Below are 11,528 nucleotides of genomic sequence, written 5' to 3'. Positions count from 1 at the left end.
AGTAGGGAAATTAAATATTCTAATTTTTAGAGCCTTTCATTATGAAATAATAAAGCCAATTTGAATAGTACAAATTCACGTCTAGTAAGGAGGGGTAGTCTTGTTTTCAAGAATGAATAAAAAGAAGAAATTAATGGCTTATTTGGACGAGGAAAAAAAATCATATCCTCAAATTTTTGAAAATTCACCTGATATTCTTCTCTTCGTTATTGATCTTAAGGGAGTAATTGTGAATGTCCGTGGGGATAATAACCAATTAACGGGAATTAACGTTGAAGAAATCATTGGAAAAAAGTATAGCAACTTCATTTATAAAGAAGATGTAGAAAGGGTGGAAGGCTATTTCGCCAACGTGTTAAACGGAGAAGCTCAATATGTAAACTATAGGGTCCTTAATAAAAAGGGGGAAATTATTCATATTGATGTTACGCTGACACCCATTCAACTAGAGAATGACGAAGTAATCGGTTTATATGGATTAACACATAATATTTCCGATAAACTAGAATTGAAGCAGGATATTCAAGAAATGCGCGAAAAACTTCATTCATTAATCCACTATTCTCATGAAATTATCGGCATCCTCGACAAAGATGGAACAATCGTTTTTGAGAGTCCATCAATTGAAGCAGTTCTTGGTTATAAAGTGGAGGAGATTACCGGGAAAAACTTTTTTGATTTGATTCATCCTGATGAACTTCAATCGAAAAAGGGTAAATTCAAAGAAGTTCTCAATCGGGCTAATACACCTTTTACGGTAGAGCTTCAATTAAAGCATAAAAATGGAGAATGGCGTGACGTTGAGGTCATTTATACGAATCTCCTCAATACACCAAGTGTGAATGGGATCATTTGCAATATCCATGACATTACTGAAATAAAAGAGCAGCAGCGCGAAATTCACTATATGGCTTATCATGATTATTTAACTGAATTACCAAATCGACGAGCTTTTGAAAATGCGTTGGATCTAGAAATTCGACTAGCGAATGTTGATCAGCGAAAGTTCGCCGTATTAAACTTAAATTTAGATGGATTTAAATTTTTAAATGATTCTTTAGGCCATGATATTGGTGATCTTTTGTTAATTGAAATTGCAAGACAATTAAAAATTACGCTTACTAAAAATGTGAAAATGATAGCGAGAATCAGCGGAGACGAATTCGCGATTTTAACGACAAACCTTCAAGAGGTTCATTCAATTGAACAAATTGCCAAGGAGGTACTGCAGGTTTTTGAGCAATCATTTGACATTAAGGACTACACTCTTTCCATTACAACGAGTATTGGTATTAGTATTTACCCTGAATCTGGGGAGGACACCGTTTCGCTGATGAAAAATGCGAGTTTAGCATTGTACCTTGCGGAAGAAGCGGGAAACAATAAATATAAAATTTTTTCACCAACAGCCAACGTCGCCACATATAAGACTTTTACCTTAAGAAATGAGCTCAAGCGAGCGTTAGAAGACAATCAATTTCTCGTCTATTACCAACCGATTGTGCATGCAGGAACGAATCAAGTAGGAAGCGTAGAAGCACTAATTCGCTGGAATCATCCCGATTGGGGAATCGTTCCGCCTGATGAATTTATTCCAATGGCTGAAGAGTCGGGGTTAATCACTCCAATCGGTGAATGGGTATTGAGGACAGCTTGCAAAAACGTATGCGCATGGCACAAAGCCGGACATTTTATTCAAGTCTCAGTTAATTTGTCACTTGTTCAGTTTTTACAAACGGATTTGGTGGATATGATTTCTAGTGTCTTACAAGAAAATAATCTAGATCCAAAGTGGCTTAACATTGAAATTACTGAAAGTACGTTGATGGATCAAGAAGAAAAAGTGTTGAGGAAAATAAAGAGATTGCAAGAGATGGGTATACAAATCTCCCTTGATGATTTCGGTACAGGCTACGCGTCTTTTAAAAGTTTACGAGATATGAAACCGGACGTATTGAAAATAGATCGAGAGTTGATTAAGGACATACCTTCAGATAAAGATAGCGCCGAAATTGTAACTTCAATTATTCAGTTAGCCAATAGGTTGTCCATAAAAGTGGTAGCGGAAGGTGTCGAAACGATAGAACAGAAGGAATTTGTAGCTGATTTACAATGCGATTGGATTCAAGGTTATTTATTTAGTAGGCCAGTTTCAGAAGAAAATATCATCAAGTTATTAACAGGGCAATTGAATCCTGAAATTGAATCTATACCATTTAAAGAAAGAAGAAAGTATTTTAGAATTGATTTTAAGTATCCACTCGAAGCACTTATGACGATCTCCGAATTGAATGGAAAAAAGGTTCAATTGGGAAATACAAAAATAGTAGTTGAAAACATAGGGCCGGGCGGATTACGTTTTTTATCGAACATTAAACTTCCCGTAAGGTCGGATATTATATTGAAGTTTCAACTAACCATAATGTACGAAGAAATGACTTTTTATGGAACAATTGTGTATGATGCAGAACAGGAAAACCTCAACCAATATGGTATTAAATTCATGGTTGATGAGAAGGAAAGAGAATACTTTATCAAGCATTTCAATCAATTTCAACTGCAGTTGAAAAATGACCCGCTCCTACCCGGTCATTCATTTATAACAGGCAGTGTGGGGAAATACTTTAAGGAATTGTAGGATCTCTTAGGCGTTTGTTGGCCAAACTAATTGGGGAATGCACTGGAATGGCATGGGTATTTGTTTGAGGGAGTGTTCAACAAGGATAATGATCAGGTTTTATCGAACTATATAAAGTAGGATTCATAGCTCTGTAAATAACAATTTCAATAACATAAAGGAGTGAAATCGATGATTACTAAAGTCGGTCAAATTATGTTGTATGTAAATTATCAAGAAGAAGCAGTGGAATTTTGGACAGAGAATGTCGGGTTTAGTGTAATTTCTGAAGTAGATAATGGTCAAGGAATGAGATGGTTTGAGATTGCTCCGGCAAAGGAAGCTGAAACAAGTTTCGTACTCCACAATAAGGAATTAATTTCGAAAATGGAGCCTCAAATGAATCTTGGAACACCTTCTTTGATGTTTTTTACAGAAAACCTCGATAAATTATATGATGACTTTTCAAATAAAAATATCACAATTGGAGAAATTGTAGAGATGCCTTCTGGTAGAGTTTTTAATTTTGCAGATAATGAAGAAAATTACTTTGCAGTCATGGAAAAAAGTAACTAACAATAAAGAATTTTAATAAAAAAACATCTCGAAAGATGTTTAGCACAAATGTATGAATAGGGAGTAGATTTCTATCTCCAAGGTGAATTCATCTGTCTTTTAATTTTTTCTATTTCAGAGGTTAAATAATCAATCTGTTTTTGCATATTTTTACTATCTCCAGCATTATTTTGTTCTTGCCGTGCTTCTTCTAATGCTAGGACTGCTGCCAAAGTGGATAGGGCATCCCCAAATGTAGTTATTACGCCTGCAATGACAGCAAGTTTAGCGCTTTCACTGTCTGTTTGATTTTGACTATCTTGATTTTGATTGGAAAAGAATAAATTACTATTATTCAAACTGTTAACCTCCAATCACTTTCACGTACTGTGTTTAATATATTCAAATATGTACTATTTCGTGAAAAAATTTAAAGGTAATTAAAACATAGTACGACCATTATGTGCAATTGGAATTTGATAGTTGGTATGATTAATTTGGGGAATATCATAGTACAAAATAAAAATCTGAATGCTACAGTAAATGTATCCAGGAGGGACAAAATGGTGAATAAATTTGAGTACGAAGTGATGATTCCATCAAAGATTGAACCAGGAAAAAATCTACCTGTGTTATTTGCTCTACATGGCATTGGCTACAATGAACAGCATATGCTAAGTGTTTTTGAAGATGTAAAAGAGGATTTTATTTTAATTGGCATCCGAGGTCATTTGGAGCATGAAAAAGGATTTGCGTATTACCGTTTGAAAGGATACGGAAATCCGGATCGGGACCTTTTCGACGAAAGCATGAAAGGCTTGGAAAGCTTTATTGAATATGCATGCGCAACCTATCCGATTGACCGTGGACAAATATACTTAGGTGGCTTTAGTCAAGGCGCTATATTATCCAATTCGCTTGCGTTAGTACTAGGAGATAAAATTAAAGGCATCGTCTCCATGAATGGTTATATTCCAGATTTCGTAGTGGAGGAGTACCCGATAAAACACGTCGATCATCTGTTAGTTTATTTATCGGACGGTGAAACAGACACTATCTTTCCACCGGAAGTCGGGAAAAAGAATGATGCTTATTTTAAAGGTGCAGGTGCTACTGTAGATTATAAAACCTATCCGACGGGCCATAAAATTGGAGTGGCTAATAAAAACGATCTAAGTCGCTGGCTCACTGAAACAATACGTTGAACTAGGTTGCTTACATAGTAATGCATTATGGACGTGAAAGCTGAGCGCTCCAAACAAGAAACTAGTACGTTGTAAAAAGGAGGAAATATCTATGAATGCAAATCAAATAAAAGAAATTGCTACCTATTTAGTTGCAGGAGAAGTAGAAAAGCGTGAAATAGAAAAAGTGACAGCCCGTTTGAAGCCCGATTTAACAGTTGAAGAAGGGTATCTCGTTCAACAAGAGCTGGTTTCTATGAAGTTGGCTGAAGGTCGCAAGATTGTTGGGCCCAAAATGGGATTGACGTCTCAAGCTAAAATGCAGCAAATGAATGTCGATGAACCCATTTATGGTTACGTTTTTGATTATATGTTGATTGATAACGGAGGTGAAGTTTCTCTTAGTGATTTAATCCACCCGAAAGTGGAAGCGGAAATCGCCTTTGTGATTGGGGAAGACATTGTAGGACCTGGTGTGACAGGTGAACAAGTGTTGGCAAAAACTGAATCGGTTGTTCCTGCGCTGGAAATCATTGATAGCCGTTATGAAAACTTCAATTTCACACTACCTGATGTTGTGGCGGACAATGCTTCCACGTCGAGAGTCGTATTTGGTACAACATTTAAAAACCCTGATCAATTCGAACTCGATTTAGTAGGCGCTACAATAACGATTAATAAGGAGTTGAAGGAGTCAGGAACGGGAGCGGCTGTACTTGGTCATCCTGCAAATGCAATTGCAATGCTCGCCAATATGCTTGCGAAAAAAGGCGACAAGGTCCGTAAAGGAGACGTCATTTTATCAGGTGCACTCACTGGCGCCGTGTTACTTGAAAAAGGCGATGTAGTCAGCGGTAAATTCGATGGACTTGGTGAAGTGTCATTTACGGTAACCGAATAAATTCTAGTGCAAGAGAGGAGATTACGTATGCCGTTAATCCAGGTAAGTATTATTGAAGGCAGACCGAAAGAGAAAGTTGCCGAATTGATTGGAAATATTACGCAAACGGTTTCTGAAACATTAGATGCGCCAGTAGAAAATATTAGAGTGCTTGTCACAGAGATACCTAAAACGCATTGGGGTAAAGCTGGAAAGCCGATTTTGTAAAATGAATTGCGAATGAAGTAGTTATTATAAAGCCTGCCCATACAAGTGTTATCGATAAACTTTTGTATCGCCGCGATAATAACCAACTTACTGTACAGTACGCAAAAACATTAGCGCAAGCTTTGAAGAAGTCGTTACAGGAAGCTTTGGAAAGTTTGGATGTAATAAAGGGAATAGAATTGTTGAATTAAGTACGTGTTGCATAAATTCAAAAAAGTAACGCCAGAGTAAAAACTGGCGTTACTTTTTTGAATTTATGCAAGTTGTTGTAAAGGCCTTGGTATCAAGCGCGACCTTTTAAAGAGGCGCGGGTTTTCTAATGTTTTGAGACGGCTGTCCAAAATGAAATTACCGAATGGGATGAAGGCGGAAAGAACAGTGCCAATTGTAAATTTGAAAGGCCATTTTATCGCAATCATCGTATACACAATGGCAACCATATACGCGAGGGGGCATCGCAATGAACAACAAGAGTAGCAGTGAGCTACCTACCTTCCAGGAAACCCATTAAACGAAAACATCCCAGTGTATTTTTAAACATGATATCGCTCCTAAAATCTTCATTTTACCAAACCCCATTTTATAAGAAGAAATGGATTATCTATAGAAATCGAATTGACTAGTAGATTGATGAAAAACTAATGAGCGAATCAGGTGCGTGAGATGTTACCATTGTTTTGTGTCGATATAGGTCGAAATATGTACTCTGAAATTTAATATAATTAAGTTTAATGAAGTAGTAGGTAAAAAAGCATGCTTAGTGTATAATAAAGGAAGTAGAGACAAATAGATTACAGATTTTCATATTTATATGAGGGGGGATTCTCATCGGAAAATGGTTTGGGAAATGGAAGTGTAAGCTGTCAGGGTATCATCGGATGAGTTACAACTCTGATAGTTGCAGTCGTTGTGGATATGTTCGGAGAAACGGCTAGACAATGTAGTAGAGAAACTATATTTTAAAAAAGGCCACCCATCGATGATTCATCGACGGGTGACCTTTTTTGTGTTGTTAAAATTCAGATAGTTGTGTATGTGCACGATTCTTTCTATATGTTTTTCCAAACATGTGAGTCGATTGTCTTTATTTCATACACTGGCACCTTTTACTATGTCTTTGTGTCAAGCACAGGTGCTGCTCACTACTTATTCAGAGTTGTATTAGAATCAGGCACTCAAATTTAAAGAGGCGTCCCGCTCGGATTTTCTAGCGTTTTGAGACGGCTGTCCAAAATGAAATTACCGAATGGAATAAAGGCGGAAAGAACAGCGCCAATTGTAAATTTGAAAGGCCATTTTACCGCAATCATTGCATACACAATGGCAACCATATAAGCTAGGAATATATAACCATGAAGCGTTCCAACAATAGTCACGGCACTTGGCATACCGAACCCATATTTAAGGGGCATCGCAATGAACAATAAGAGTAGCAGCGAGCTACCTTCGAGGAAACCCATGAAACGAAAACGGCCCAATGCATTTTTAAACATCATATCGCTCCTAAAATCTTTATTTTACCAACCCTCAGTATATAAGAAGTGAATGACTTAGTATAGAAAGCGAATTGACTGGTTGATGATATCGTTGGAAAATCGGCCGTTTGTTGGACGCTTTCCGGAGTTGGTTGGAGACTCCACACTCTCTGTACCTTAATCCCTACTACTACAAGTGTAATATGATATGATGATTGTATAATTCAGAAAAATTACAGTAATAGAGTAATTAAGATTGATTGCCGGAAGAGGAAGTCAACCATACACAGGTGCCTTTCAATATGATAGGAATATACTAATTTACATATTATAAATAAATGTTCGGTAAGGAGGGGTAAAATTGCTTTCAAGAATAAATAAAAAGAAACAGTTAATGGCTTATTTGGATAAGGAAAAAAGTTCTTATCCTCAAATCTTTGAAAATTCTCCTGATATTCTTCTCGTTGTTATTGATCTAAAAGGAGTAATTGTGAATGTCCGTGGGGATAATAACCAATTATCCGGAATTAACGTTGAAGAAATTACTGGAAAAAAGTATAGCAGCTTTATTTATAAAGAAGATGTAGAAAGGGTAGAAGGTTATTTCACCAACGTGTTAAACGGAGAAGCCCAATATGTAAATTATAGAGTCTTAAATAAAAAAGGTAAAATCATTCACGTTGATGTTACGCTGACACCCATTCAACTAGAAAATGATGAAGTAATCGGTTTTTATGGATTAACACATAATATTTCCGATAAACAAGAAATGCAAGAAAAACTACAATCATTAATTCATTATTCTCATGAAATTATTGGCATCCTTGATTCAGATGGAACAATCGTCTTTGAAAGTCCATCAATTGAGGCTGTCCTTGGTTATAAAGTAGAAGAGATTACCGGGAAAAACTTTTTTGATTTGATGCATCCTGATGACCTTCAATTGAAAAAGGGTAAATTCAAAGAAGTTCTTAACCGACCTAACACTCCGTTCACGGTAGAGCTTCAATTAAAGCATAAAAATGGAGAATGGCGTGACGTTGAGGTCATCTATACGAATCTTCTTACTACACCAAGTGTGAATGGAATTATTTTCAATGTCCATGACATTTCTGAACTAAAAGAGCAACAGCGCGAAATTCACTATATGGCTTACCATGATTATTTAACTGAATTACCAAATCGAAGAGCTTTTGAAAATGGGTTGGATCTTGAAATTCGACTAGCGAATGTCGATAAGAGAAAGTTCGCCGTATTGTTCCTTAATTTAGATGGATTTAAATTTTTAAATGATTCATTAGGTCATGATATAGGTGATCTTTTATTAATTGAAATCGCAAGAAAATTAAAAAATACGCTTACTAAAAACGTGAAAATGATAGCGAGAATAAGCGGAGACGAATTCGCGATTTTAACGACAAACCTTCTAGATGTTCATTCAATTGAACAAATTGCTAACGAGGTTCTGCAAGTTTTTGAGCAATCATTTGACATTAAGGACTATACTCTTTTCATTACGACGAGTATTGGGATTAGTATGTATCCTGAATCCGGAGATGACACCGTTTCACTACTGAAAAATGCGGGTCTAGCATTATACCTAGCGAAAAAAGCGGGAAATAATAAGTATCAACTTTTTTCACCAACAGCCGATGTCGCGACATACAAGACTTTTTCTTTAAGAAATGAGCTCAAGTATGCATTAGATGACAATCAATTTCTAGTCTATTACCAACCGATTGTTCATGCGCAGACGAATCAAATAGGTAGTGTAGAAGCGCTAATTCGCTGGAATCATCCCGATTGGGGAATCGTTACTCCGGACGAATTTATTCCGCTGGCCGAAGAGTCTGGATTGATCACTCAAATCGGCGAATGGGTATTGCGGACGGCATGTAAAAATGTATGCTTGTGGCATAATGCTGGACATTTCATTCAGGTTTCGGTTAATTTGTCACTTGTGCAGTTTTTACAAACGGGTTTGGTGGATATGATTACTAGTGTTTTACAAGAAAATAAGTTAGATCCAAAATGGCTTAACATTGAAATTACCGAAAGTACGTTGATGGATCAAGAAGAAAAAGTGTTGGGGAAAATAAAGAGATTGCAAGCATTGGGTATACAAATTTCGCTTGATGATTTTGGTACAGGCTACTCGTCATTTAAAAGTTTACGAGATATAAAACCGGACATATTGAAAATAGATCGAGACTTGATAAAGGACGTTCCTTCCGATAAGGATAGCGCTGAAATTGTAACTTCAATTATTCAGTTAGCCAAAAGGCTCTCCATAAAAGTCGTAGCGGAAGGTGTCGAAACGATAGAACAGCAGGGATTTATATCTACGCTACAATGCGATTGGATTCAAGGGTATTTATATAGTAGGCCTGTTTCAGAAGATAATATTATGAAGTTATTAACCGGGAAATTGAATCCTGAAATTGAATCAGTGCCAATTAAAGAAAGAAGAAAGCATTTTAGAATTGATCTGAAGTACCCACTCGAAGCATTAATGACGGTGTCCGAATTGAATGGGAAAAAAGTTCAATTGGGAAATACAAAAATAGTCGTTGAAAACATAGGACCGGGCGGATTACGTTTTATTTCGAACATCAAACTTCCTGTGAGATCGGATATTATATTGAAGTTTCAACTAAAAATAATGAACGTAGATATGACTTTTTATGGGACAATTGCGTATGATGCAGAACATGAAAACCTCTATTGTTACGGTATAAGCTTTATGGTTGATGAGAAGCAAAGAGAATACTTAATAAAGCATTTCAATCAATTCCAATTACAGTTGAAAAAGGACCCACTCTTACCAGGTCATCCTTTCATAACAGACAGTGTGGGAAAATACTTTAGGGAATTGTAATGTCTTTAATATTAGATAGCTGTGCATGAGGCTACTCGGTTAATTGTATAAAGTGATGGAGGAAGGCGACCTGTCAATAATTGGTTGCAATTCTTTTGCTTATTTATCTATAACTTAGAATGACCATAAAAAACTATACGCTGTCAAACGAAAATTCGTTTGACAGCCGTTTTGTTTTTAGCGTTTAAAAAAGTTTGTTTCACCATTTTAATCCTCAGCAACTGTCCAACCAACCTCGTAAAGTCTCCAACAAACTGTAGTCATGCATAGAAGTACTCGTTCTGTAAACAATGAAGTAATGAATGAAAATGAGGGAGTGCAAATTATGACAACTGCATATAAAGGGACCAATAAATTGATTACAGGGATTGTATTTGGGGTCCTAACATTTTGGCTTTTTGCTCAAGCGATGGTCAATGTAGTTCCTGCAGTTCAGGAGGATTTAGGCGTTTCTTCCGGGACGGTCAACATTGCGATTAGTTTAACAGCACTTTTCTCGGGTATTTTTATCGTCGCTGCAGGTGGACTTGCCGATAAAATTGGTCGGAAGAAAATAACGAATATCGGTCTGCTATTAAGTATCATTGGTTCACTTTGTTTAGTGTTAGCAAATGGTTCGATATTACTCATTCTGGGGCGGGTCATTCAAGGTTTATCGGCTGCTTGTATTATGCCTTCAACGATTGCCCTCATAAAAGATTACTTTGAAGGGGCGGAACGTCAACGAGCACTTAGTTACTGGTCAATTGGTTCGTGGGGTGGTTCTGGTGCTTGTTCGTTATTTGGCGGAGCGATTGCAACGTATATGGGATGGAAGTGGATTTTCATCTTCTCCATTATCTTTGCAATTATTGCATTGTGGTTAATAAAAGACACGCCTGAAAGTAAAGCGAAGCAAACGGGTAATACTAAATTTGATGTCAGTGGTCTAATTGTTTTCGTTGTCACACTGTTAGCATTGAATATTTTCATTACACAAGGTGCTGAAATTGGTTGGACAAACTGGGTTACGGTCGTACTGTTAGTTGTTACAGTCATTGGTGCAATTGGCTTTATAAAAGTTGAAAAGGGTAAATCGAATGCGCTTATCGATTTTGGGTTATTTAAAAACGCGCCATACACGGGTGCAACTGTTTCAAACTTCTTGCTCAATGCTGTTGCCGGAACGCTGGTTGTTGCGAATACGTATGTCCAAGAAGGAAGGGGTTTTACATCGTTTCAATCGGGTATGCTGTCCATAGGATATCTAATTGCCGTACTTGCAATGATTCGTGTTGGAGAAAAGATTCTTCAAAAAATTGGTGCGAAAAAACCAATGCTTTGGGGTACAATTTTGACGCTTATCGGAGTTGGGGTGATGGGCTTAACCTTCTTACCAGACGTTGCTTACACAGTCGTTGTATTTATAGGATTCGCTTTGTTTGGTTTAGGGTTAGGGATCTATGCAACACCATCTACAGACACCGCGGTTTCGAATGCACCTGACGATAAAATTGGAGCAGCATCGGGTATTTATAAAATGGCAAGTTCTCTCGGTTCTGCATTCGGGGTTGCGATATCTGCGACTGTCTATGCGATGATTGCAGCCAATAGTGGGGTAGATGCAGCGGCAACTGGAGGTATTATTGCCAATGTGATTTTCGCGGTTATCGCGTTGTTATCAATTATCTTCATGGTTCCAAATAATGCAGGTAAGAGCGTAGGTAAATAA

The 11,528-nt window shown here is 37.0% G+C and carries 10 protein-coding genes; 7 read left to right on the top strand and 3 right to left on the bottom strand.

Going from position 1 to position 11,528, the window contains the following annotated elements; all coding sequences use genetic code 11:
• Nucleotides 1–100: 100 nt before the first annotated feature.
• Together AC25Y5_RS14610 and AC25Y5_RS14605 are read left to right on the top strand one after the other, a co-directional pair.
• Nucleotides 101–2,638 carry an EAL domain-containing protein gene (locus tag AC25Y5_RS14610; protein ID WP_488140925.1) on the top strand — a complete coding sequence of 846 codons (2,538 nt, stop codon included), beginning with the start codon at nucleotides 101–103 and terminating at the stop codon, nucleotides 2,636–2,638.
• A gap of 171 nt (nucleotides 2,639–2,809) precedes the next feature.
• A complete protein-coding gene (locus AC25Y5_RS14605; protein ID WP_488140924.1) occupies nucleotides 2,810–3,193 on the top strand; it encodes a VOC family protein in 384 nt (127 codons plus the stop codon).
• Between the two features lie 71 nt (nucleotides 3,194–3,264).
• Here the strand turns inward: AC25Y5_RS14605 and AC25Y5_RS14600 are convergent, their stop codons facing one another.
• Nucleotides 3,265–3,531 (bottom strand): hypothetical protein, encoded by a 267-nt coding sequence (locus tag AC25Y5_RS14600; protein WP_488140923.1) that lies wholly within the window; start codon nucleotides 3,529–3,531, stop codon nucleotides 3,265–3,267.
• 204 nt (nucleotides 3,532–3,735) lie between these two features.
• Here AC25Y5_RS14600 and AC25Y5_RS14595 point away from each other — a divergent pair, with 204 nt between their 5' ends.
• The 3 genes from AC25Y5_RS14595 (at nucleotide 3,736) to AC25Y5_RS14585 (ending at nucleotide 5,464) form a co-directional block, all read left to right on the top strand.
• Nucleotides 3,736–4,377, top strand: coding sequence for an alpha/beta hydrolase (locus AC25Y5_RS14595; RefSeq protein WP_488140922.1), 642 nt, complete (start codon nucleotides 3,736–3,738; stop codon nucleotides 4,375–4,377).
• A 91-nt stretch (nucleotides 4,378–4,468) separates the two neighbouring features.
• On the top strand, nucleotides 4,469–5,257 hold the full coding sequence (locus AC25Y5_RS14590) for a 2-keto-4-pentenoate hydratase (protein WP_488140921.1): 789 nt from the start codon (nucleotides 4,469–4,471) through the stop codon (nucleotides 5,255–5,257).
• A 6-nt stretch (nucleotides 5,258–5,263) separates the two neighbouring features.
• Nucleotides 5,264–5,464: a 4-oxalocrotonate tautomerase gene (locus tag AC25Y5_RS14585; RefSeq protein WP_488140920.1), complete on the top strand. Its 201-nt coding sequence runs from the start codon at nucleotides 5,264–5,266 to the stop codon at nucleotides 5,462–5,464.
• A 254-nt stretch (nucleotides 5,465–5,718) separates the two neighbouring features.
• Here AC25Y5_RS14585 and AC25Y5_RS14580 read toward each other — a convergent pair whose 3' ends face one another.
• A complete protein-coding gene (locus tag AC25Y5_RS14580) occupies nucleotides 5,719–5,883 on the bottom strand; it encodes a hypothetical protein (RefSeq protein WP_488140951.1) in 165 nt (54 codons plus the stop codon).
• A 762-nt stretch (nucleotides 5,884–6,645) separates the two neighbouring features.
• A complete protein-coding gene (locus AC25Y5_RS14575) occupies nucleotides 6,646–6,957 on the bottom strand; it encodes a DUF3817 domain-containing protein (RefSeq protein WP_488140919.1) in 312 nt (103 codons plus the stop codon).
• A gap of 343 nt (nucleotides 6,958–7,300) precedes the next feature.
• On the opposite strand from AC25Y5_RS14575, the gene AC25Y5_RS14570 reads away from it, so the two are divergent.
• Both AC25Y5_RS14570 and AC25Y5_RS14565 read left to right on the top strand, forming a co-directional pair.
• Entirely contained in the window at nucleotides 7,301–9,817 is a 2,517-nt protein-coding gene (locus tag AC25Y5_RS14570; RefSeq protein WP_488140918.1) for an EAL domain-containing protein, read from the top strand.
• A gap of 322 nt (nucleotides 9,818–10,139) precedes the next feature.
• Nucleotides 10,140–11,528, top strand: a complete 1,389-nt coding sequence (locus tag AC25Y5_RS14565; protein WP_488140950.1) for an MFS transporter — start codon at nucleotides 10,140–10,142, stop codon at nucleotides 11,526–11,528.

The sequence above is a fragment of the Sporosarcina sp. Y1011 genome, assembly GCF_057669885.1.
Note: the sequence above shows the minus strand (reverse complement) of the source record. Positions and strands in the feature narration are given on the sequence as shown.

Excerpts from the sequence above, each read along its gene's own strand:
- AC25Y5_RS14605 (WP_488140924.1), top strand. The coding sequence starts at position 2,810 with ATGATTACTAAAGTCGGTCAAATTATGTTGTATGTAAATTATCAAGAA.
- AC25Y5_RS14580 (WP_488140951.1), bottom strand. The coding sequence starts at position 5,883 with ATGATTGCGATAAAATGGCCTTTCAAATTTACAATTGGCACTGTTCTT.
- AC25Y5_RS14575 (WP_488140919.1), bottom strand. The coding sequence starts at position 6,957 with ATGTTTAAAAATGCATTGGGCCGTTTTCGTTTCATGGGTTTCCTCGAA.
- AC25Y5_RS14590 (WP_488140921.1), top strand. The coding sequence starts at position 4,469 with ATGAATGCAAATCAAATAAAAGAAATTGCTACCTATTTAGTTGCAGGA.
- AC25Y5_RS14595 (WP_488140922.1), top strand. The coding sequence starts at position 3,736 with ATGGTGAATAAATTTGAGTACGAAGTGATGATTCCATCAAAGATTGAA.